Raw genomic sequence first — 21,966 nt, 5'->3', positions numbered from 1 at the left:
CCCTTACCCGTAGCGCCGTCTCCGGAAGCAGCCAAGCCATAGATCCGATCTCTCATGCAACCACGACCCTTGACGGGGCGTAATCCCGCGCAACCCCTCCCCAGTTATCGGATGACTCGGTAACGTATCCGCCTCGGGAGGCAACGATGCCGAGATCTTACCGACGCTCCGCAGTGGCATTTCTGCTCTGCGGCGTCCTGGCCATGACGCTCTTCAACACCGGACCCGCGCAGGCGAAGGACTCCGCCTGGACCGTGCGCGGCCCCTCGCCCCACTCCGGTCCCCTCGCCCAACTGCGGCTCGACGGCGCCTCGGGCGCGCTGACGCTCCAGGTGGCCCGGGGCGGACGCACGGTGGTCGAGCCCTCGCCCGTGGGCATCGTCACCGAGCGGGCGGATCTGTCGCACGGGCTGCGCTATCTGGGACGCCACGACCGCACCGTCGTGGAGCGCTACCGGTCGACGGCCGGCAAGGAGCGCTCGCGCACCGCGCGGATGACCGAGACCCGCTTCCGGTTCCGGGGCGGCGCGAGCGCCCGGCTGGACCTCGTGGTCCGGGTCTCGGACGACGGGGTCGCCTACCGCTACGACCTGCCCTCCGGCAGCGGCGATGTCCTCGGCGAGACCTCGGCCTTCACGCTGCCCCCGGACGCGGCCGCGTGGCTGGGCGACTACCGCAAGGACAACGAGAACCTGTTCAAGGAGTACACCGCGGCGACCGCGCCCACCGGTGAGTACATGGCACAGGCGCTCTTCGAGACGGGCGGCGGCTACGCCCTGATCGCGGAGTCGGATCTCACCGGCCGCTATTCCGCCGCCCGGCTGATCCACCAGCAGGGGCTGCCCACGTACCGTATCGGCCTGTGGGACGAGCGGGTCGAGTCCGACGGCCCGCTCAGCACGCCCTGGCGCGCCCTGATCGTGGGCGATCTGCCGACCGTCACCCAGTCCACCTTCACCGACGATCTGGCACCGGCGTCACGGGTCGCCGACACCTCGTGGATCCGGCCAGGGCCCGCCCTGTGGACCTGGCTCGCGGGCGGCAAGCCGGCCGGGCAGAGCCTGTCGATGCAGCAGGGGTACGTGGACTACGCGGCCCAGCGCGGATGGCCGTACGTGGTGGTGGACGCGGGCTGGTACTTCGACCCCGACCAGTGGGACGTCACCGATCCCGACTGGCAACGGAACAGCTGGATCCCGCGACTCGTGGACTACGCCCGCGAGCGGCATGTGGGCATCCAGGTCTGGATCCACCACCGGGACCTCGACACCGCCGAGGAGCGCGAGCAGTGGCTGCCCACGCTGGAGCGGTGGGGGGTGAAGGGCGTGAAGATCGACTTCATGGACTCCGAGTCCCAGGAGACGCTGCGCTGGTACGACGAGATCCTCAAGGACACCGCGGCCCACCATCTGCTCGTCAACTTCCACGGCTCGACGATCCCCAAGGGCATTCAGCGCACCTGGCCGCAGGTGATGTCGATGGAGGGCGTGAACGGCGAGGAGAAGCGGACCAACACCCCGCAGCACCTGGCGACGCTGCCGTTCACCCGCAATGTCATCGGCTCCATGGACTTCACCCCCGGGGCCTTCCACCGGCCCCAGCGCCCCAACGCGGCGTCGGACGCGGGCGAGGTCGGGCTTTCGGTGCTCTACGAGTCCGGGATCCAGAACCTGGCGGGCACCCCGGAGTCCTACGACGCCCGTCCGCTCGCCCGCCGGTTCCTGGAGCGGCTCCCGGCCACCTGGGACCGCACCCGGCTGCTGGCGGGACGGCCGGGTGAGAGCGCGGTGCTCGCCCGCGCGAGCGGCTCACGGTGGTTCATCGGCGGTACGTTCACCGGCCCCGCGCACACCGCCGAGGTGCCGCTGCGGCTGGAGCCGGGCCGCTGGCTCGTCGATCTGATCCTGGACGGCCCGGACGGTCTGGTCCGCACGCCCACGGTGGTGCGCGGCGGGCAGACCCTGTCCGTACCGGTCACGGCGGACGGCGGATTCGCCGCCATCGCCTGCCGCTGGCGGCCCGGTCTGTCGACCTGCGACCGCCCGTCGCCGTCGAGAGCGCGGTGAAGGCGATCTGGCCGAGCACGGACAGTCCGATGGTGAGGTACACATGGGTGTCGACCGCGGGGCGCCCCGCTGAGGTCGTCGAAGAACTCCCCCGCGCCGGGGCCCCGTGCGCCATGCCCCCGGCAGGACGTGCGACGTCTCCACGCTAGCCCGCCCGGAGGGGAAGATATAAGGACTTACGGCAAATAGACATACCCTCCGCCCGTTTCGCGTATGGGTGCCGTCAACTCCCCCGTCCCGCACGGCGCGGGGCCCTGCGCGTGCGGGTCCAGTCCACCAGTTGCCGGGCCGTCCACGTGGTGATGACGCGCTCCGCCGGCACCCCGCATTCCACCGCTCGGGCACACCCGTTGGACTGCCAGTCGAGCTGGCCGGGGGCGTGGGCGTCGGTGTCGATGGAGAAGAACGTCCCCGCCCGCACGGCCTCCCGCAGCAGTCCGCGCGGCGGATCCAGCCGCTCCGGGCGGCAGTTGATCTCCACGGCGGTGCCCGCCGCCACGCAGGCGCCGAAGACCTCCTCATGGTCGAAGGCCGACTCGGGGCGCTTGCCGCCGAGCAGCCGTCCGGTGCAGTGGCCCAGCACATCGACCAGCGGATCGCTGACGGCGGTGACCATCCGGCGGGTCATGGGGCGGGCGTCCATCCGCAGCTTGGAGTGGACCGAGGCCACCACCACGTCCAACTGGTCCAGCAGCTCCGGCTCCTGGTCCAGGGAGCCGTCGGGGAGGATGTCGACCTCGATCCCGGTGAGCAGCTGGAACGGGGCGAGTCCCGCGCGCAGTTCCGCCACCACGTCGAGCTGGGCGCGCAGCCGGTCCGCCGAGAGGCCGCGGGCCACGGTCAGCCGCGGGGAATGGTCGGTGAGCACCGCCCACTCGTGCCCCAGCCGCGCCGCCGTCCGGGCCATCAGCTCGATCGGGGAACCGCCGTCGGACCAGTCCGAGTGCATATGGCAGTCCCCGCGCAGCGCGGCGCACAGCTTCGCCGCGTCCTCGTCCGGCTCGCGCCCGGCCTCGGCGGGCTCGGCCTCCAGCCTCGCCAGATACCCGGGCACCTGGTCCTTCAGCGCCTCCTGGACCACCTGCGAGGTCTTGGGGCCGAGGCCCTTGAGCGACCGGAGGGTGCCGTTCGCGGCACGCCGCTCCACCTCCTGGGGGTCCAGGCCGGCGAGCACCGACTGGGCCGTGCGGAAGGCACGCACCCGATAGGTCGGCGCCTGGGCGCGCTCCAGGAGAAACGCGATCCGGTCCAGGGCCTCGAGAGGGTCCATCGGGCGCTCCTCGCTGTGGGTGGCGTGCCGAGCGGAGTGTCGTGACGTGGGACGTCCGGCGGCCATGCGTCAGGCGCGGCGGTTCGGGCGGCGGCCGGGGGGCTGATGGGGTTCGGGACGTGCCGTCAGCTCGTCGATGTCGCAGGTCCGGGGGTTCTTCTCGGAGACCGTGATGGGCCTGCCGTAGTGCCGGATCTCCAGGGGGGCGCCCTCGGCCAGGGAGTAGGTCACGGAGTGGTTGGTGATCTCCACGCGCAGCCTCCGGCCCAGCACCTGCATGGTGAAGGCGAGCCGGGCCAGCTTCTCGGGCAGCTTGGGCGAGAACTCCAGCCTGCCGTCGCGGTGGCGCATCCCGCCGAACCCGGCGACCAGGGCGATCCAGGTACCGGCGAGCGAGGCGATGTGCAGACCGTCGCGGGTGTTGTGCTCCAGGTCCTTCAGGTCCATCAGGGCCGCCTCGCCCAAGTAGTCGTAGGCGAGCCGCAGATGGCCGACCTCGGCGGCCATGACGGCCTGGGTACAAGCGGAGAGCGAGGAGTCCCGGACCGTCAGCCGCTCGTAGTAGTCGAAGTCGCGTGCCTTCTCCTCCTCGGTGAAGCACTCGCCGCGCAGATACATCGCCAGCACCAGGTCGGCCTGTTTGACCACCTGTTTGCGGTACATGTCGAAGTACGGGAAGTGGAGCATCAGCGGGTACTGGTCGGGGCGGGTGCCCTGGAAGTCCCACTCCTGGTGGCCGGTGAAGTCCGCGGACTGCTCATGGACGCCCAGGGTCTTGTTGTACGGGACGGTCATGGACTCGGCGGCGTCCCGCCAGGCGGCGGCCTCCTCGTCGTCGACGCCCAGTTCGGCGCCCTTGTCCGGGTGGCGTTCGACGATGTCAGCGGCGGCCCGCAGATTCGACTGGGCCATGAGGTTGGTGTACACGTTGTCGTCCGCGACGGCGCTGTACTCGTCGGGTCCGGTCACCCCGTCGATGTGGAAGCGGCCGTGGTGATCGTGGTGGCCGAGGGAGCGCCACAGCCGGGCGGTCTCCACCAGCAGTTCCACGGCGGTCTCGCGCTCGAACTCGTCGTCGCCGGTGGCAGCCACATAGCGCACCACCGCGTCCGCCACATCGGCGTTGACGTGGAAGGCCGCGGTGCCGGCCGGCCAGTAGGCGGAGCATTCGGAGCCGTCGATGGTGCGCCAGGGGAAGGCGGCGCCCTCGTGGCCCAGTTGCCGGGCCCGGTCCCGGGCGGCGGGCAGGATGGACTGCCGCCAGCGCAGCGCCTCGGCCACGGACTCGGGGAAGGTGTAGGTGAGCAGGGGCAGGACGAAGGTGTCGGTGTCCCAGAACGAGTGGCCGTCGTAGCCGGAGCCGGTGAGGCCCTTGGCGGGGATGGCCCGTTCCTCGGCGCGGGCGCCGGCCTGGAGGACGTGGAAGAGGGCGAACCGCACGGCCTGCTGGATCTCGGCGTCCCCCTCGACCTCGACGTCGGCGCGGGACCAGAAGTCCTCCAGCCAGGCGCGCTGCTGGTCCACCAGGCCGCGCCACCCGGTGCTGGCGGCCCCGGCCAGCGCGGCCTCGACCTGGTCCCGTACGGCGGGCAGCGAACGGGCGCCGGACCAGCCGTAGGCCACCAGCTTCTCCAGCCGCAGCACCTGGCCCGGCTCCAGCACCGAGGTGACGGTCAGCCGGGCCACGTCGTCGGCGCTCTCGCTGGAGTGACGGGTGGGCGGCGGCCCGGTGATCAGGTGGTCGGCGGCGGCCGCGACCCGCAGGGCGCTGGCGTCGGTGCAGTGGATCAGCCGCAGCCGCTTGTCGTCGGCGGCGTTCTCCTCGGGCTTGAGCGGGGACTCCAGGGCCTCGGCCACCCGGGGATCGCCGCCGCGCTCGGGGAGCTGCTCGTTGGCGACCAGTTCGGACTGGACGACGACGCGGATCTGGGCGTCGACGGCCTCCACCTCGTAGGCGACGGCGGCGATGGCCCGCTGGGTGAGGGAGACCAGCCGGGTGGACCGGACCCGTACGCTGACGCCGGAGGGGGAGGTCCATTCGCAGGTGCGGTGGAGCAGTCCGCCGCGCAGATCGAGCACCCGCTCATGGGAACGCAGCCGTCCGTAGCGCAGATCGAAGGGCTCGTCGTCCACCAGCAGCCGGATGATCTTGCCGTTGGTGACGTTGATCATGGTCTGGCCGGCCTCGGGGTAGCCGTATCCGGCCTCGGCGTAGGGCAGGGGACGCCGTTCGTACACCCCGTTGAGGTAGGAGCCGGGGAGGCCGTGGGGCTCCCCCTCGTCGAGGTTGGCGCGCCAGCCCACATGGCCGTTGGAGAGCGCGAAGACCGATTCGCTCTGGGGCAGCAGATCGAGCCGGAGATCGGTCTCCCGCAGCGTCCAGGGATCGACCGCGTACGAGGCATCGGTGATCACGAGTCGTCCTCCAGCAGCTCGGCGAGATCCTTGACCACGACGTCGGCGCCGTGTGCGCGCAGCGCGTCGGCCTGGCCCACTCGGTCCACGCCGACGACACAGCCGAAGTGCCCGGAGCGCCCGGCCTCCATGCCCGCCAGGGCGTCCTCGAAGACGGCGGCCGCATCGGGCCCGACGGCCAGCTCCTGTCCGGCCGCCAGGAAGGTGTCGGGGTGCGGTTTGCCGGGCAGCTTGCGCTCGGCGGCGACCACACCGTCGATCCGCACCTCGAAGAGGTGCTCGATACCGGCGGCGATCAGCACATCGCGGCAGTTGGCGCTGGAGGAGACGACCGCGGTCCGCAGGCCCTCGGCGCGCACGGCCGCCACGAAGCGCACCGAGCCCGGGTACGCCTCCACTCCCTCCTTCCGGATCTTCTCCAGGACGAGGATGTTCTTACGGTTGCCCAGGCCGTGCACGGTGTCCTGGTCGGGCGGGTCGTCCGGCTCGCCGTCGGGCAGCTCGACGCCCCGGGAGGCCAGGAAGGTGCGCACCCCGTCGGCGCGCGGACGGCCGTCCACGTACTCGTCGTAGTCGCGGCCCGAGTCGAAGGGGCGGAAGGAGGGGCCGTCGCGCCGCCGCAGATACTCGTCGAACATCTGCTTCCACGCCGCCGCGTGCACCACCGCGGTCCGGGTCAGCACGCCGTCGAGGTCGAACAGGCAGGCTCGGATGCCATCGGGCAGGCAGAGCTTGGTCATGGCACCCGGTTCCCCCGGGAACGCCGGAATATGCCGGAAAGGGGAGGCCTTCCCCCGCTCGGCGGAGCACGGCGCGCGGCCTGCCCGGGACGGGCACACTCCGCGCGGGACGGCGCTCGCTCGGCGCGGGGAGACGGCGTTCGCGCAGCACGGGGAGACGGAGTTCGCTCGGCGCGGGGCGGCGCTCGCTCAGCGTGGCACGACGGTGCGCCCCTCGCGGCCGGAGCGGTCGGCGGCCTCCAGGACGGCGACGACCTCGCGGCCGAACCGCACGTCGCAGGGGTCGGCCGCGCCGCCGTCGCGGGCGGCGCCCAGCAGCCGGTCGACGGCCGTGGCGAAGGCGTCCAACGCGGTGGTCCCCGCCTCGGGCACCGCGGCGATCCCCCGCTCGCCGTAGAAGTCGCAGGAGAAGCCCTGGGCGGCGGGCCGGGCGTCCAGGGTGAGCGCGAGGGTGCCGATGGCACCGGAGTGGTGGCGCAGCAGCACATGCGCGGCGCCGCGCGGCCCCTCCAGCGCGGTGACCTCGGCCACCGGGCCGAGGACCGGGAGCAGGACGGACAGCGAGTGCGGGCCGACGTCCCACAGCCCGCCGCGCTCCCGCCGCCAGTGGGAGTGGCCGTAGTGGCCGCCGGGCTGGAAGATCGAGGCGAAGGCGGTGGCACGGCCGCCGTCCCAGCCACCGTCCGCCGCGGCCTGCCGGAGGAAGGTCTCGACGGGCGCCGCGAAGCGGTTGGTGAAGAACACGATCGAGGCCAGTCCGCGCTCGTCCACGGCGTGCACGATCCGGTCGGCCTCCTCGGTGCCGAAGGCCAGCGGCTTGTCCAGCAGCAGATGGCGCCCGGCCAGCGCGGCCCGCTCGGCGAGGCCGCTCTGGATGTCCGGCGGAAGGGCGATGGCCACGGCGTCCACGTCGGCGATCAGCTCGTCGGCGTCCGGGTAGGCGCGGGTGCCCCAGCGGCCGGCCAGTGCCTTCGCCTTCGCCGGATCGCGTCCCCAGATCCCGGCCAGTTCGGCCACGGGGTGCGCGGCGAGCGCCGCCGCGTGGGTCTCGGCCGCCCAGTGTCCGGTGCCCAGCACTCCGAACCGCACTGTCCGTCCCCCTCCGTATGAGGCCGTGAGGCCATGAGCCCGTGAGGCCATGAGGCCATGAGGCCATGAGTGAAGCCGTGAAGCCCCAGGGGCCCTCCCCCGGTGCCGGCCGCGATCCTACGCCCCCGTCCGCCCCGGCCGCTTCGGCCGAGGGCGATACGCCGCTCCCCCGCTTGGTCGCCGGCGGATGCCGGGGGCCGGGGGCGGTGCCAGGGTGAGGCCGTGGCCCCGCCAACGGCCGGGTGGGCCGCCCGGTGGACGTCCGCGACCCGTACAACCTCTACTTCACCCGGACGGGAAGTACGCCGTGGTGATGGCCTCCATGGACCGGGCGCTGGTCTTCCGGGACGCGCACACCATGAAGGTGGTCAAGTCGGTCCCGGTGGACTGCCACGGCGTCAACCACGCGGACTTCTCACCGGACGGGCGCTACTTCATCGTCTCGTGCGAGTTCTCCGGTGAGCTGCTGAAGGTGGACACGGCGAAGAAGAAGGTGGGCGCCAAGGAGCGATTGCCGATCGCCGGGGCGATGCCACAGGACGTCAAGATCTCGCCCAACGGCAAGACCTGGTACATCGCCGACATGGTGGCGAACGGCCTGTGGGTGCTCAACGGCGACACCTGCTGTCCTTCAAGACCGGCAAGCTGGTGCGGCGGTGGCGGCTCCCCGGTGGCGGCAGCCCCGACATGGGCGGGGTGTCCACCGACGGCAAGGTGCTGTGGCTCTCGGGCCGCTACAACGCCGAGGTCTACGCGATCGACACCCGCACCGGCCGGCTGCGCGCCCGGATCCCGGTCGGCGGCGGCCCGCACGGGCTCGCGGTCCACCCCCAGCCCGGCCGCTACTCCCTCGGCCACACCAGCACCTTCCGCTGAGCGGTATTCCCGCGGGTGCCGGCCGAGACCCGTGACCATCTGCATAGCCTGCCTATATAGAGGCATGATATAAAACTAGATGTGGAATACACGCAGCAGTCCGGTGCCCGGGACTCCGACGCCCCCGCCACCCGCGAGGAGGTCGCGGAGGCGCTGGAGCAGCTGGCGTTCCTCGCGGTGCGCCATCTGACCAACCGGGACATCAGCTTCACCGCGGCCTCGACCCTCGGCCGGCTCAGCCGGGAGGGCCCGTCCCGCCTCACGGCCCTGGCCGCCGACGAGGGCGTCACCCAGCCCTCGATGACCCAGCTGATCCAGCGGCTGGAGCGGCAGGGTCTGGTGACCCGGGTCGACGATCCGCACGACGGGCGGGTGGTGCTGGTGGCGATCACCGACGCCGGGCGGGAACTGCTCGCCGAGCGGCGCCGCGGCCGTACCGACCGGCTCGCCGAACTGCTGGCCACCCTCTCCCCCGAGGATCAACAGGCACTCGCCACCGCCGTCCGCGCCGCCACCCCCGCCTTCCAGCGGCTGGTCGAGAACGCGGCACGGGCGCGGAGGTCCCCGTCCCCGGGGAGCACCGCTTCCTGATCAACCGGCACCCTGCCGCGCCACGGCTCGCCATGTCGTCACGGCTCGGGCCCTGAACGACGGAGCATCTCTTGTCCGCTCATCCCAGCGCCCCCAACCCCTTCAAGCAGCCGAAGGCCGTATGGGCGGTCGCCTTCGCCTGTGTGATCTCCTTCATGGGCATCGGCCTCGTGGATCCGATCCTGCCCTCCCTCTCCGCCAAGCTCCATGCCACGCCGAGCCAGGTGTCGCTGCTGTTCACCAGCTATCTGGTGGTCACCGCGGTCGCCATGCTGGTCACCGGGTTCGTCTCCAGCCGTATCGGCGCCAAGCGCACCCTGGTGGCCGGGCTGGTGCTCATCGTGCTCTTCAGCGCGGCGGCCGGGGCGTCCGGCAGCATCGACGGGATCGTCGGCTTCCGCGCCGGGTGGGGGCTGGGCAACGCCCTCTTCATCGCCACCTCGCTGGCCGTCATCGTGGGCTCGGCCAGCGGTGGCTTCGCCGGCGCGATCATCCTCTACGAGACCGCGCTGGGCATCGGCATCGCGATCGGGCCGCTGCTGGGCGGTGAGCTCGGCGCGATCAGCTGGCGCGGGCCGTTCTTCGGCGTCGCGGTCCTGATGGCCATCGCGCTGATCGCGACCATCGTGCTGGTCCAGCCCACCCCGACCCCGGCGCGCCGGGCCTCGATCGCCGACCCGATCAAGGCGCTGCGCCACCGCGGGCTGCTCATCATGGGGCTGACCGCGCTCTGCTACAACTGGGGCTTCTTCACGGTGCTGGGCTACGCCCCGTTCCCGATGGACCTGGGCACCCATGAGCTCGGCTATGTCTTCACCGGCTGGGGTGTGCTCGTCGCCGTCTTCTCGGTCTTCGGCGCCCCCTGGCTGCAGGCGCGGCTCGGCATAGCCCGCTCGCTGTATCTGAATCTGGCGCTGTTCGCGCTCGACATCCTCGTCATCGGCCTGTTCACCGACTCCAAGGCGACGCTGATCGTGGCGGTGATCGTGGCCGGCGCCTTCATCGGGATCAACAACACCATCACCACCCAGGCGGTGATGACCGTCGCCCCCGTCGAACGGCCCGTCGCCTCCGCCTCCTACGGTTTCGTCCGCTTCATCGGCGGCGGTCTGGCCCCGTACGCGGCGGGCAAGATCGCCGAGCACAGCGGGGTGCATCTGCCCTTCTACATCGGGGCGGCGGCGGTCGCGCTGGGCATCGGCGTCCTGGCCACCGGGCACTCGCTGCTCGCCGAGGCCGAGCGCGTGCAGGCGGCGGAGGCGGCCGGACACACCCCGGCCGAGGAGCGGCACGAGACGCTGGAGAAGCAGGCGCTGGCCGAGGAGTTCGGCTCGGCGGGCTGACGCCGGGGCGGGGCCCCGGCGGGCCCCGCCCGTCCCCGCCCGTCCCCGCTCAGATCCGCCAGGAGCGGATGTGGCTGGCCGCGTCGAAGGCGTCGGACTTCCCCGAGAGGATGTCGCGGACCAGGTCGATCAGCGCCCCGTACGGCGGGTCGATGCCCTCGCCGGAAGCGTGCATATAGGCGACCGCGGTCGCGGCGGCGAACCGCGCGTTGCTCGCCGGAAGCGGCCTGAGCAGCGCGATGGTGTGCAGCAGGGCCGCGGCCCGCCACGCCGGGTCGGGATCGACACCCAGGCGCGGCGGGTCGACGCGGTGGCGGGCCACGGCCGCGACCAGACCCGAGAAGTCCGAGATGGCCGGCTGTTCCGGCATGACCTCCTCATGGCGCTGCAGCAGCCAGGGGACGTCGATATGCAGCAGCGGGGCCATGGTCAGGCGGCCTGCCCGGGCTGGCGGTGCTCATCGTCGGGGAACGCGTCCGCGAAGGCGTCGGCGTTGTCCGCGAAGAACCGCCGGAAGACCTCGGCACCCTCCTGCAGAGCGCGGTGACGCGCGATGTCGGCCACGGTCGCCTCGCGGACGAGGGCCTTCATGGTGGTACCGCGCTCCTTGGCGATCTGACGGAGGTCCTCCAGTTCCCGATCGCTGAATTCCACGTTGAGTGCTGACATGAGGACACCCTACTCACGAGGTACCCCGTCAGCAATCGCCGCAGCTCAGATCATGTTTTTGTAGGTACTTGACAAATCTTTCCAGCCATCAGGAACGGCTGCGGCCGGGGACGGGAGCGCCGTCGGGACCCACCCTGATGAACGGCTCGCGCACCTCCCGGTCCAGCAGGCTCCGGTACGCGGCGGGGCGGCGGAAGGCGTCTCCCCAGGCCTCCCGGCGCCGGTTGTCGCGCAGCGCGTCGAGGTCGAAGACCGCCGGATAGACCCCCTCGGCCTCGCCCGCCTCGACCACCAGGGTGTCCCGCGACCGCCCGCCCGCGAAGGCGATGCCGTCGTGGGCCACGGAGTGACCCCAGCCGGGACCGGCGTAGTTGGCCATGGCCATGCCGGTCATGTTCTCCACGGCGCGGGAGCGGAACTGGGAGAGCCGGTTGATCTCCAGATCACAGGCGTTCGGGGTGAGGACGATCTCCGCCCCGGCGAGCATCAGGGCGCGGGCGCTCTCCGGGAACTCCCGGTCGTAACAGATCATCGCCCCGGTCATCACCTCGCCCACCGCCGTGTCCAGGGCGCACACCTCGAACCCCTCCCCCGGGGTCAGACCGGCCTCGGGCAGGTCGAAGGCGCAGGTGTGCACCTTGGCGTAGGTCAGCACCAGGCGGCCGTGCCGGTCGATGAGGGAGAGGGTGTTGCGCGGCGGTCCGTCCCAGCGCTCCAGATAGGTGAGCGCGATGGCCATCTCGAGTTCGGCGGCCAGCTCGCGGAAGCGGGTGACGAAGGGCGAGTCGCGGGTGATGGGCTCGCCGAGCCAGACGGATTCGGGCCACGGCTCCGCCGGGGTGCGGGCGCCGTCCCTCAGCGACGGATGGCGGTAGACGTCACCGCGGGCGGAGCCTTCGGGGACGGCGCAGCTGTAGCCGTTGCTCCACATCTCGGGGAAGAGCGCGATGTCGGCGCCGAGCGCCCGCGCCCGCCGGCAGGCCGCCTCGCCGAGGGCGAGGTTCACGGCCAGATCGGGGCCGGGCGGGGTGAGTTGGAGCAGTGCGATGGTGAGGGTGGTCATGGCGGATGCCTCCTTCGGTACCTGATGACGTGCGGGCGATGCGAAGGAGGTGTCCCGGTGGGCCCCGGGGGCGGGGCGGGTGTCAAAGCATGCCGCCACGTTACCCGCGCGCGAAGTGGGTTCGCGAGGGGCCGTCGCCTCCGGCGCTGGCCTACGGGCACGCCTCCGGCCGGGACGTCCCCGAACTGCTCGACTCCATCCGCGCCCATTCCGACGCCCCGGGCCTGGGCGTCGAGCTGGACACGGAGGCCGCCGGGCGGTTCCCGTACCAGCCCGCGTATCTGCCGGTGAACCGGCTGGCGGACGGCACAGTGCACGACTGGTGAACGGAGGTACGGTGAGCCGCGTCGCCGTGAGGGAGAAGAGGGAGCATGGAGCAGCGTGAGTTCGGCCGGCTCGGCCGGAAGGTCTCGGTCGTGGGCCTGGGCACCTGGCAGCTGGGCGCGGACTGGGGCGAGGTCGGCGAGAACGACGCCCTGACCGTACTGGATACGGCCGTCGACGCGGGCGTGACGTTCTTCGACACCGCCGATGTGTACGGGGACGGGCGCAGCGAGCGGCTCATCGGGCGGTACCTCCGGGAGCGCCCGGACGCCGGGATCTTCGTGGCGACCAAGATGGGGCGGCGGCTGCCGCAGCTCGCGGAGAACTACACCCTGGACAACTTCCGCGCGTGGACGGACCGTTCGCGGGCCAATCTGGGCGTGGACACCCTGGATCTGGTCCAGCTGCACTGCCCGCCGTCCTCGGTGCACTCCTCGGCCGCGGTCTTCGACGCGCTGGACACGCTGGTGGCCGAGGAGCGGGTGGCGGCGTACGGGGTGAGCGTCGAGACGTGTGCGGAGGCGCTGGCGGCGATCGCGCGTCCGGGTACGGCGAGTGTGCAGATCATCCTCAACCCGTTCCGGCTCAAGCCGCTGGAGGAGGTGGTGCCGGCGGCGCGGGAGGCCGGTGTGGGGATCATCGCGCGGGTGCCGCTGGCGTCCGGTCTGCTGTCGGGGAAGTACACCAAGGACACCGTCTTCGCCGAGAACGACCACCGCACCTTCAACCGGCACGGCGAGATGTTCGACCAGGGCGAGACGTTCTCGGGCGTGGGCTTCGAAGCGGGCGTCGAGGCGGCGGTGGAGTTCGCCGAGCTGGCCCCGCGGGGGGCCACCCCCGCGCAGACGGCGCTGCGGTGGATCGTCCAGCAGCCGGGCGTGACCTCGGTCATCCCGGGGGCGCGTTCGCCCGAGCAGGCTCGGGCGAACGCGGCCGCGGCGGAACTGCCCCCGCTGCCGGACGCCACGCTGGAGGCCGTCGGCGATCTGTACGACCGGCGGATCCGGGCCCAGGTGCACCATCGCTGGTAACGGTGGCACGCGGGGCTCAGAAACCGGCGTCCGCCGCCCATCGCGCGAGTTCGCGCTGGGCGGCGGCGCGCTGTTCCGCCGAGGGGGCGGCGGTGCCGTCGGCGATCAGCGCGTAGTGCAGGGTGCCGGTGGACTCGTCGGCCGGGGCGGAGAGCAGCAGCCGGTTCCCGTCGCCGTCGCCGGGCTCCGCCACGGTGGCGACGGGGTGATCGGCGGTGTGGCCGTGTGCGGTGTACGCGGGCGGGCCGGTGAGGGTGCCCAGATCGGAGACGACGGTGGTCCGGGCGGAGTCGAAGTCGCGGGGCAGCCGGAGTTCGGTGGGCGCGTCGGTGGCGCCGCCGGACCGCCACACCAGCATGCCGTAGCGGCCGGAGCCGGTGACCTTGGCGACGTTCGGCAGGCTGCCGGGGACGCGGTCCCAGCTGAGCGTGGTGGAGCCGTCGCGTGAGCGGTCCTCGAAGGTGAAGGCGAGGGTGCGGCCCGCGACGGCGCGCGGATAGATCCGGTCGAGCAGCCGGGCGTCCTGGCGCGGGGCGGCGTTGCCGGAGTCGTCGAGACGCACGGCCGAGAGGTCCTCGTCGTTCCAGGCGTCGCCCTCGGTGAGGACCTTTCCGGTGTTGCCGTTCATGGCCTCGTGGTGACGGCCGTTGTAGATGTCCCACTGCCACTGGGTGGAGGAGAGCACGGCGCCGGAGGCGGCCGGCCGGGTCCACCAGGTGGCGCCGGGGAGGCGGGAGTCCAGCGCCTGATACATGCCCTTGACGACGGTGGGGGCCTTGTCGGAGGTGAAGCCGGCCAGCGGATGGCCGAATTCGCTCAGCACGGCGGGCAGGCCGAGGGCGGTGGAGCGGTCGCGCAGGGCGCCGAAGTCGCCCGCGTACTGGCCGTCGGCCGCCTTGCCTGGCATGAAGATCCCGGAGATGGCCTTCTGGTCGTAGTAGTGGGTGTTGAAGACGTAGTCGGGGCCGGGCTTTCCGGCGTCGAGGAGTCCGCCCTCCTGGCGCTGGAAGTCCAGGTTGGAGTTCCAGAACATATTGGGCTCCACGAAGGCGGGCTTGTCCTGCCAGCCCGCGGCGTCCATACGGGCGCGGAACTTCTCGTAGAACGGCCACAGCACGCTCTTCTCCCAGGTGCGGCTGTTCTGGCCGTCGTCGTACGCGCCCGCGTACGGCTCGTTGAGCGGGTCGAAGCCGACCACGCGGGTGAACTGGTCGTCGGTGAGTTGGCGGGCGAAGTAGGTCATGGTCCGCTCGGCGGTGGCCAGGAAGGCGTCCTGGACGTGGACGGTGCCCGCGCCGGTGGTCAGGGCGCGGTTGCGCCAGAAGTCGCGGGTAGCGGTCATGACCGCCTGGTTCTGGGTGATGTTCTGGCCCCAGTGGAAGCAGATGCCGCAGGACTCCTTGGGGTAGCCGCCCGCGTCGATGACCCACTTCGGGGCGCCGTCGCCGCTGTACCAGCTGTCCTTGCCGAAGAGATGGCGGGAGTAGAGGTCCTGGTGGAAGTCGGGGAAGACCCGGATTCCGGCGTCGAGGAACGCCTTCATCTGCGCGGTGGCCTTCTCCAGATAGCCGGTGTCCATCTGGCCGGGCTCCGGTTCGGCATGGGCCCAGGAGAGCAGGAACCGCACCGCGTTGGCGCCGGTCAGGTGGCGCATGGCGGCGGCGGACTTCCTCGCGTCGGCGGTGGTGGCGAACGGGAGCCCGCCGTTCTCCTCCAGTTTGGTCTCGCCGGACACGTTGAAGCCGCGCAGCACGACCTCGCGGCCGTGGCCGTCGGCGAACCGGGTGCCGTCCACGGTCACCTGGTCCGCCGCCCGGCCGTCGAACCAGGGCGCCTCGGCCGCGGCCGCCGGAGTGCCCGGGGCCGCGGCCGCCGCCAGCAGCAGGACGGCCACCCCGAGCAGCCGGGTGCGACCCGGTCGGGGGCGGCCGATCCGTATCCCTCGTGTCTCATGAGTCGGCATGGACCTACCGTCCAGTAAAGCTGAGGGATCGTCAACTACTCACGTTCGAAGAGTAGTTCGGCGCCGAGACGATGTGGTTACCGCTGGAAACTGTGTCCCAGGGCCGCACCGGCCTCCGGTGCCCCGAGGGAGTCCGGCCCGAAGGAGACGACACCGCCCGTGGTCAGGCCGCCCGCCTGGCCGCGCAGCACCCAGGCCGCACCGCTGGTGGACTGGGCGCCGTCCTCGTCGGGCGCGCCCACCGCCAGGTCGTCCTTGCCGTCACCGTCGGTGTCGGCGAGCCCGGTCGCCATGGCGAAGTGGTCGCCCGCCTCCGCGACACCGGGGACACCCGCGGTGTCCTGGGTGAACGCCTGGGCGCCGGTGCCGGACAACCCGCCCCGGCCGCCGTAGAGCTGGACGACGCTGCCCGCCTCCTTGACCGAGCCCAGGCCCTCGTACGGGATGCCGACGGCGATGTCCGCGTAGCCGTCGCCGTTGACGTCGCCGGAGCTCAGCGAGTAGCCGAACTGGTCGCCGTCCTCGTTGACGCCGGGGACGCCCGCGGTGTTCTGGTCGATGGTCGTGGTGCGGGTGGTGCTCGGCCCGGACGCGGTGCCGTAGAGGACCTTGAGCGTGCCGTGGTCGTACGGCAGGTTCTCGATGACGTCACCGGGGACCGTGCGCAGGACCAGATCGCCGTGGCCGTCCTTGTCGACGTCGCCGATGGTCGCGGAGGCGGCGTCGGTGAGGTCGGCGGCCTTCTGCGACAGGCCCTTGTCGTCGCCCTTGAAGAACAGGCTGGACTGGGACATCTCCTCGAAGGCGTGGGTGGAGACCAGGTCGTCCTTGCCGTCGCCGGTGATGTCGCCCGCGGTCAGACTGGTCGGCGCGTCGAACCGGCCGGTGTCGGAGAAGGAGCTGCCCGCGTCCTTGCCGTCCCGGGTGAACGGGCCGAGGCGGACGCGCACTCCGGTCTTCTCGTCGTCCGGGCCCTCGCCGGTGGTGACCACGTCGACCAGGTCGGCGTGGCCGTCACCGTTGAAGTCGCCGCCGGCGATGACGCTGTCGCCCCAGTGGTCACCGTTGCCGGCGGGCAGCCGGGTGCCGCCGGTCAGCCCGTTCGGCGAGCCCCACAGGACCGTGATGGCCGGGGACTTGCCGGTCTGGATCGCCAGATCGGTATAGCCGTCGCCGTCCAGGTCCCGGGCGACGGTGTGGGCCCCGAAGTACGCCGACGCGGCGGGGTCGCCGGGGACGCCCTCGGTCGCCTGGCTGACGACCTGGCGGTGGGCGGTGTCCGCGCCGGAGGCGGAGCCGTAGACGACGGCGACATAGCCCGCCTTGGCCTTGCCGCCCACCGTGCCGGTGGGGGCGGAGACGGCGAGGTCGGCGCGTCCGTCCTTGTTGAAGTCGACCTTCGGGGCGGCGGTCGCGGCGGGACGGGCCTCGGCGGCGCCCGCGGAGGGTACGGCGAGTAAGGCGGGGGTGGTCACAAGTGCGGCCACCGTCGCGCAGCGCACGGCGGTGGTGAGGGAACGGGGGCGCACACTTCCTCCTGCTCGTTGATGAGCGTTTACCTCATGTACACCCAGCAGGACCCGTGACGCCGCCTCGGGGTTGCACGGCGGCCTCCATGGATTTCCCTAGCCCGTCTCGTTCACATAGCGGAGCACGCCCATCATGTGTGTCTCGTCGATCTCCTCCTCGGGCGCCGCCACGCACTCGGCCAGCCGTTTGGTGAGGGTGCCGGCGTCGATCCCGGTGCCGATCATCACCAGCTGGGTGGTGCGGGGCGCACCGCGCTCCCAGGGCGAGAGCTCGAAGCGGAGGTACGAGCCGACGGCGTGCAGCCCGAACTTCCGCTCCCGGCCCGCGCCCGCGAAGTGGAGGAATCCCTTGGCGCGGTAGAGGCCCACGGGGCGGCTGTCGAGGAAGTCCATCAGCCGGCGCGGATGGAGCGGCTCGGCCGCCGAGAACTCCACGCTCTCGTAGGCGGCGTGGAGGTGCCGGCTGTGGTCATGGCCGTGGCTCTCGTCCCCGCATCCGTCGGCGCCGCCCGTCTCGTCGGCCCATACGTCGGCGAACGAGAGCTGCCGGAAGTCTTCCCCGGCGGTCTCGCGGGGCCGGTGGTCGAAGAGGAGAGCGGGGTCCACCCGCCCGTGCGCGGCGGTCACCACCGGCACACCGGGGGCGATCTCCTGGAGGTCCTCCAGCAGACCCCGCCGCTCGTCCTCGGCGACGCGGTCGGTCTTGTTGAGCACGACGAGGTCCGCGGCGCGGACATGGCGGTCGAGTTCGGGGTGACGGACGCGGGTGTCCGGGAACTCCGCGGCGTCCACGACCTCCACCAGACCGCCGTAGACGATCCGCTCATTGCTGCTGGAGAGCAGCGCGCGGATCATGCTCTGCGGCTCGGCGAGGCCGCTGGCCTCGATCACCACGACATCGATGCGCAGCTCGGGATCGGTGAGCCGCTCGAGCATCTCGTCCATCTCGGAGGCGTCCGCCGCACAGCACAGACAGCCGTTCTCGATCGGGATCATCGAATCGACCTGCCCGGCGACGGCCATGGCGTCGATGTTGATCGATCCGAAGTCATTGACGATGACGCCGATCCGGGTGTCCGTGCTGTCCCGCATCAGATGGTTGAGCATCGTCGTCTTGCCGGAGCCCAGAAAACCCGTGACGAGAATGACCGGAATCCGTTGTGTGGCCAAGGCTGTGTCTCCGTGCGGCGGTCCGTGGTGATCTCTGACGGACCGCTCATGCTATCCGGCCGCCGATGACCATGTCGCGCACGTGACCGTGGCCCGCCGCGCCGGGCGCGGCGGGCCTCGAGTGCTACGTGCCCCCGGGGCGGGCCCGTCAGGGGATCTCGATCCCCGCCTCGGCCGAGAGCCGGTCGATCTCGGCCAGCTCGGCGTCGCTGAACGCGGGCGAGTCCAGCACCGCGACGTTCTGCTCCAGCTGGGCGACGCTGCTCGCGCCGATCAGCACCGAGACCACCCGGGGGTCCCGCAGCACCCAGGCGAGCGCCAACTGGGCGAGGGTCTGGCCGCGCCCCTCCGCGAGCTTGTTGAGGGCGTGCAGCAGGCCCAGCCGCTCCTCGGTGAGCGTCTCGCGCTTGAGGAAGTGGCCGAGCGCCATGCGCGAATCGGCGGGCACCCCGTGCAGATAGCGGTCGGTGAGCTGCCCCTGGGCCAGCGGCGAGAAGGCGATGACCCCGACGCCCGCCTCGGCGGACGCCTGGAGCACCCCGCCCTCCACCCCGCGCTGGAGGAGCGAGTACGGATGCTGGTTGATCAGGTACGGGGTGCGCAGCTCCTTCAGGATCGCCGCCGCCTCGGCGATCGCCTCCGGCGGGTAGTTGGACAGCCCCGCGTAGAGCGCCTTGCCCTGCCGCACCGCGCTGTCGAGCGCGCCCATCGTCTCTTCCAGCGGAGTGTCCGGGTCGAAGCGGTGGGAGTAGAAGACATCGACGTAGTCCAGCCCCATCCGGGACAGCGACTGGTCGAGGCTGGCGAGGACGTACTTGCGCGAGCCCCATTCGCCGTACGGCCCCGGCCACATCAGATATCCGGCCTTGCTGGCGATGAAGAGCTCATCGCGGTAGGGGCGGAAGTCCTGGGCGAAGATCGAGCCGAAGTTGGTCTCGGCGCTGCCGGGCGGCGGACCGTAGTTGTTGGCCAGATCGATATGGGTGACACCGAGGTCGAAGGCGCGGCGCAGCACCGCGCGCTGGGTTTCCAGGGGATGGGTGTCGCCGAAGTTGTGCCACAGGCCGAGCGAGACCTTCGGAAGCAGCACACCGCTGCGGCCGCAGCGCTGGTACTGCATGGAGTCGTAGCGGTTCTCGGCGGCGAGGTGGACCATGCGCGTCGTCCTTGTCCGTACGGTGCGGTTGGGAGCGGACGGGCCGTGGGGACGGCCCGCCCGCCTGAGCTTGTCAGCTTTGGGCCAAAGTGGCGACCTCATTAGCGCTGAGTGTTCTGCCGTACACACGGACGTCATCGAACGCGGCCTTGAGGTACGGGTCCGGGTACTGCGACTTGCCGAGGTAGCCGGCGCGGATGTGGTTGCCGAAGTGGACCGGCTCGACGGTGATGGCGGTGTTGCGCCCCACCTCGCGCCCGCCGGCATAGAGGACCGCGGTGCCGCTGCCGTAGGCGACGGCCACATGGACCCACTGGCCGGTGGGCAGCGGGGCGGCCTCGATGCGCTGCTCGGCCCCGCCGCCGCCCGCGGTGATGGCGAAGCGCAGCTTCCCGGAGTCGGCCACGGGGGTGAGGAACATATTGGCGGTGACACCCGTGCCGATGTCGAAGATCCGGGTCCAGGTGGCGGGGGTGCCGTCCAGCCGGACCCAGGTGGCCAGGGTGTACGCGCGGGCGCCGGCCAGGAGGTCGTCGGCGAGCACGACATGGCCGTCCGTGCCGTTCAGGGCGACCGCGCCACCGGTCCTGCCCGCCGTCCAGGAGGCGCCGCCGACCAGCCGGGCGGTCTTCTCCCGGCCGGTGGCGTCGGCCGCGGTGGTGCCGGAGGTCTCGTCGAAGCGGTGCCAGGCGGCGAAGGCGGGCGGCGGGGTGGGCGGCTGCCCGGTCAGCCAGTACACGTTGTAGTGCTGGTGGTGGACGCGGGCGACCGGCAGCAGGGTCACGCTCTCGCCACTGGCCGTGGCGCTGAACCGCAGGGGGCTGGTGGCCGTCTGGGACACGGATCCGGGGTCCAGGCGCGGCATGGTCATTCCGGTGCGGCCGCCGTACGCCCCGGCGAGCACCACGGGCCCGTAGAGCACGGCCCGGACGTCGGGGTCGTCGGGGGTGGGGTCGAACGTCAGCCTCATCGGCAGGGTCACCTCGACCCGGTCGCCGGTCTTCCACTGGCGGTCGATGATCAGCCAACTGCCGGGGGCCGGCCGGTCGGCGAGGGTGGTGCCGTTGAGCGTGGCGCGGGCCCCGGCCGCCCAGGAGGGGATGCGGACGCGCAGTTCGAGGGAGGCGGCGCCGGAGGTGACGGTGAGGGTGGTGGTCTGCTGGTCGGGGAAGCCGGTGGTCTGGCGCCAGGTGATGCCCTTGTCCTGCCAGCGCAGCTCGGAGGGGATGAAGAGGTTCACCAGCAGGCTGCGGTCGGCGTGGGTGTAGATGGTGTCCGCGAACTTGGCCTGGGTCTCCATGCCGCTGCCGTGGTCGCAGGAGAAGTTGTCGTAGTCGGTGGAGTACTGGTTGGGGTCGGTGCCCATGAAGGACGGCTGCTGTTTGAAGGAGCCCGGCGCGAGACCCGTGTAGTAGATGTTGAAGCCGTGGGCCGAGTCCGGGTCCTGCTCGCCCAGCATCTGGTTGAGCAGGGTGCGCTCGTAGTAGTCGAGCAGGTCCACCCGCTCCGGCGCGTGGAAGTGGATCAGCCGGGTGAGCTTGAGCATGTTGTAGCTGTTGCAGTTCTCGCAGCAGTTGTCGGAGAGCTGGGCGGCGATGGCGTCGGGCTCGTGGAACGCCTCCCCGTTGCTGTTGCCGCCGATGACGTAGGTGTGGTGATCGGTGACGATCTTCCAGAAGTTCTCGCCGATGGTGCGGTAGCGGCTGTCGAGCCCCTCCTCCCACAGCCGCATGGCGCCGACCATCTTGGGGATCTGGGTGTTGGCGTGCAGCCCGGCGAGCTGGTCCTCGTTGCGGGCCAGCGGGTCGAAGACGCGGGCGTGGGTGAAGCGCTCGGCCACCTTCAGCCAGCGGCTGTCGCCGGTGATGGCGTGCAGATCGGCGAGGACGTCGTTCATGCCGCCGAACTCGGTCTGCAGCACCCGCTGCATCTGGTCGTGGCTGAGCTTGCCGGTGCGGGTGTCGACCCAGGCGGCCTGGCGCTGCACGGTCTCCAGGGCCTCGGCGTTGCCCGCCAGCCGGTATTGGTCGACGAGCCCGGCCATGATCTTGTGGATGGTGTAGTACGGCGCCCACACCCCGGTACCGGCCTCCAGCCGGTCGAAGAAGCTCTCCGGGAACGCCGAGAGGTAGCCCTGACCGTAGCCCGCGGCCGGGGACTTGGCCTGGCAGGCGGCGAGCGCCGAGACCAGCTTACGGCCCTTGTCGAGCAGGGCGGTGTCGCCGGTGCTCGCATAGCTGAGGGCCAGCCCGGACAGCAGGTGACCGGTGCTGTGGCCGCGCAGTTCCGTGCTGGGGCTCTCCCAGCCGCCGCAGGGCTGGGCGCCGCTGGGGAGGCCGACGTTGAGGCGGAAGGTGTGCAGCAGCCGGTCGATGTCGACGAAGCGCAGATAGGCGGTGTTGCGGGACTGGTTGTCCTTGAAGGCGCCGGGGAGCAGGGTCACGGCGGTGAGCGGAAAGGGCTGGGCGCTGGTCAGCGCCTTGGGTTCACGGTGGCTCGCGGCCGGGGTGGCGCCGGGGGCCGCCGCGGCGGCGCCTCCGGCGGTGACGGTGAGCGCCACGGCCGCGGCCCCGGTGGCCGTGGCGGCGATGAAGTGCCGTCTGTCGACTGGTTCGCTCATGACTTCCCTCACTGAGGTTCGAAATTACGAACAATGTCCGACATCGTGTGC

At 71.5% G+C, this 21,966-nt stretch carries 17 protein-coding genes and 1 pseudogene; 6 read left to right on the top strand and 12 right to left on the bottom strand.

The annotated features are described in order from the left end of the window. Positions 1-146: 146 nt before the first annotated feature. Positions 147-2,066, top strand: coding sequence for a glycoside hydrolase family 97 protein (locus tag NP777_RS04300; RefSeq protein WP_256648681.1), 1,920 nt, complete (start codon positions 147-149; stop codon positions 2,064-2,066). A 223-nt stretch (positions 2,067-2,289) separates the two neighbouring features. On the opposite strand, the gene NP777_RS04295 is transcribed toward NP777_RS04300, so the two are convergent. The 4 genes from NP777_RS04295 to NP777_RS04280 form a co-directional block, all read right to left on the bottom strand. After that, a complete protein-coding gene (locus tag NP777_RS04295) occupies positions 2,290-3,336 on the bottom strand; it encodes a PHP domain-containing protein (RefSeq protein WP_256648680.1) in 1,047 nt (348 codons plus the stop codon). A gap of 69 nt (positions 3,337-3,405) precedes the next feature. Next, positions 3,406-5,751: a glycoside hydrolase family 65 protein gene (locus tag NP777_RS04290; RefSeq protein ID WP_256648679.1), complete on the bottom strand. Its 2,346-nt coding sequence runs from the start codon at positions 5,749-5,751 to the stop codon at positions 3,406-3,408. Continuing rightward, positions 5,748-6,491 carry an HAD family hydrolase gene (locus NP777_RS04285; protein ID WP_256648678.1) on the bottom strand — a complete coding sequence of 248 codons (744 nt, stop codon included), beginning with the start codon at positions 6,489-6,491 and terminating at the stop codon, positions 5,748-5,750. Before NP777_RS04285 ends, NP777_RS04290 begins: the two co-directional genes overlap by 4 nt. 189 nt (positions 6,492-6,680) lie before the next feature. Next, positions 6,681-7,580, bottom strand: a complete 900-nt coding sequence (locus NP777_RS04280; RefSeq protein ID WP_256648677.1) for a Gfo/Idh/MocA family protein — start codon at positions 7,578-7,580, stop codon at positions 6,681-6,683. Positions 7,581-7,807: 227 nt separating this feature from the next. Between NP777_RS04280 and NP777_RS04275 the strand changes: the two are divergent. The 3 genes and pseudogenes from NP777_RS04275 to NP777_RS04265 form a co-directional block, all read left to right on the top strand. Next, a pseudogene (locus tag NP777_RS04275) lies at positions 7,808-8,456 on the top strand (YncE family protein); the annotation flags it as partial. Between the two features lie 81 nt (positions 8,457-8,537). Beyond that, entirely contained in the window at positions 8,538-9,047 is a 510-nt protein-coding gene (locus tag NP777_RS04270; RefSeq protein WP_256648676.1) for a MarR family winged helix-turn-helix transcriptional regulator, read from the top strand. A 71-nt stretch (positions 9,048-9,118) separates the two neighbouring features. Continuing rightward, a complete protein-coding gene (locus NP777_RS04265) occupies positions 9,119-10,390 on the top strand; it encodes an MFS transporter (protein WP_256648675.1) in 1,272 nt (423 codons plus the stop codon). A gap of 49 nt (positions 10,391-10,439) precedes the next feature. Here NP777_RS04265 and NP777_RS04260 read toward each other — a convergent pair whose 3' ends face one another. The 3 genes from NP777_RS04260 to NP777_RS04250 form a co-directional block, all read right to left on the bottom strand. Further along, positions 10,440-10,817, bottom strand: a complete 378-nt coding sequence (locus NP777_RS04260; RefSeq protein WP_046084158.1) for a hypothetical protein — start codon at positions 10,815-10,817, stop codon at positions 10,440-10,442. Positions 10,818-10,819: 2 nt separating this feature from the next. After that, entirely contained in the window at positions 10,820-11,059 is a 240-nt protein-coding gene (locus NP777_RS04255) for a hypothetical protein (protein ID WP_020865818.1), read from the bottom strand. A gap of 88 nt (positions 11,060-11,147) precedes the next feature. Then, positions 11,148-12,122 carry a carbon-nitrogen hydrolase family protein gene (locus NP777_RS04250; RefSeq protein ID WP_256648674.1) on the bottom strand — a complete coding sequence of 325 codons (975 nt, stop codon included), beginning with the start codon at positions 12,120-12,122 and terminating at the stop codon, positions 11,148-11,150. Positions 12,123-12,211: 89 nt separating this feature from the next. Between NP777_RS04250 and NP777_RS04245 the strand changes: the two genes are divergently transcribed. Continuing rightward, a complete protein-coding gene (locus NP777_RS04245) occupies positions 12,212-12,448 on the top strand; it encodes a hypothetical protein (protein ID WP_256649100.1) in 237 nt (78 codons plus the stop codon). 45 nt (positions 12,449-12,493) lie between these two features. Next, the gene (locus NP777_RS04240; protein ID WP_256648673.1) at positions 12,494-13,477 is read left to right on the top strand and encodes an aldo/keto reductase; all 984 of its coding nucleotides are present in this window, start codon (positions 12,494-12,496) and stop codon (positions 13,475-13,477) included. 16 nt (positions 13,478-13,493) lie between these two features. On the opposite strand, the gene NP777_RS04235 is transcribed toward NP777_RS04240, so the two are convergent. The 5 genes from NP777_RS04235 to NP777_RS04215 form a co-directional block, all read right to left on the bottom strand. Further along, entirely contained in the window at positions 13,494-15,440 is a 1,947-nt protein-coding gene (locus NP777_RS04235; RefSeq protein ID WP_256648672.1) for a cellulase family glycosylhydrolase, read from the bottom strand. Positions 15,441-15,517: 77 nt separating this feature from the next. Further along, positions 15,518-16,969 carry an FG-GAP and VCBS repeat-containing protein gene (locus NP777_RS04230; RefSeq protein WP_256648671.1) on the bottom strand — a complete coding sequence of 484 codons (1,452 nt, stop codon included), beginning with the start codon at positions 16,967-16,969 and terminating at the stop codon, positions 15,518-15,520. A 96-nt stretch (positions 16,970-17,065) separates the two neighbouring features. After that, positions 17,066-18,139 (bottom strand): CobW family GTP-binding protein, encoded by a 1,074-nt coding sequence (locus NP777_RS04225; protein ID WP_256648670.1) that lies wholly within the window; start codon positions 18,137-18,139, stop codon positions 17,066-17,068. A gap of 148 nt (positions 18,140-18,287) precedes the next feature. Next, a complete protein-coding gene (locus tag NP777_RS04220) occupies positions 18,288-19,295 on the bottom strand; it encodes an aldo/keto reductase (protein WP_256648669.1) in 1,008 nt (335 codons plus the stop codon). A 73-nt stretch (positions 19,296-19,368) separates the two neighbouring features. Beyond that, on the bottom strand, positions 19,369-21,915 hold the full coding sequence (locus tag NP777_RS04215) for a glycoside hydrolase family 127 protein (protein ID WP_256648668.1): 2,547 nt from the start codon (positions 21,913-21,915) through the stop codon (positions 19,369-19,371). Between the last annotated feature and the right edge of the window lie 51 nt (positions 21,916-21,966).

This window comes from Streptomyces rugosispiralis (assembly GCF_024505145.1).
Classification (GTDB): Bacteria; Actinomycetota; Actinomycetes; order Streptomycetales; family Streptomycetaceae; genus Streptomyces; species Streptomyces rugosispiralis.
Note: the sequence above shows the minus strand (reverse complement) of the source record. Positions and strands in the feature narration are given on the sequence as shown.

Excerpts from the sequence above, each read along its gene's own strand:
- NP777_RS04220 (WP_256648669.1), bottom strand. The coding sequence starts at position 19,295 with ATGGTCCACCTCGCCGCCGAGAACCGCTACGACTCCATGCAGTACCAG.
- NP777_RS04240 (WP_256648673.1), top strand. The coding sequence starts at position 12,494 with ATGGAGCAGCGTGAGTTCGGCCGGCTCGGCCGGAAGGTCTCGGTCGTG.
- NP777_RS04260 (WP_046084158.1), bottom strand. The coding sequence starts at position 10,817 with ATGGCCCCGCTGCTGCATATCGACGTCCCCTGGCTGCTGCAGCGCCAT.
- NP777_RS04285 (WP_256648678.1), bottom strand. The coding sequence starts at position 6,491 with ATGACCAAGCTCTGCCTGCCCGATGGCATCCGAGCCTGCCTGTTCGAC.
- NP777_RS04300 (WP_256648681.1), top strand. The coding sequence starts at position 147 with ATGCCGAGATCTTACCGACGCTCCGCAGTGGCATTTCTGCTCTGCGGC.
- NP777_RS04235 (WP_256648672.1), bottom strand. The coding sequence starts at position 15,440 with ATGCCGACTCATGAGACACGAGGGATACGGATCGGCCGCCCCCGACCG.
- NP777_RS04250 (WP_256648674.1), bottom strand. The coding sequence starts at position 12,122 with ATGACCACCCTCACCATCGCACTGCTCCAACTCACCCCGCCCGGCCCC.
- NP777_RS04295 (WP_256648680.1), bottom strand. The coding sequence starts at position 3,336 with ATGGACCCTCTCGAGGCCCTGGACCGGATCGCGTTTCTCCTGGAGCGC.
- NP777_RS04215 (WP_256648668.1), bottom strand. The coding sequence starts at position 21,915 with ATGAGCGAACCAGTCGACAGACGGCACTTCATCGCCGCCACGGCCACC.
- NP777_RS04245 (WP_256649100.1), top strand. The coding sequence starts at position 12,212 with ATGCCGCCACGTTACCCGCGCGCGAAGTGGGTTCGCGAGGGGCCGTCG.
- NP777_RS04255 (WP_020865818.1), bottom strand. The coding sequence starts at position 11,059 with ATGTCAGCACTCAACGTGGAATTCAGCGATCGGGAACTGGAGGACCTC.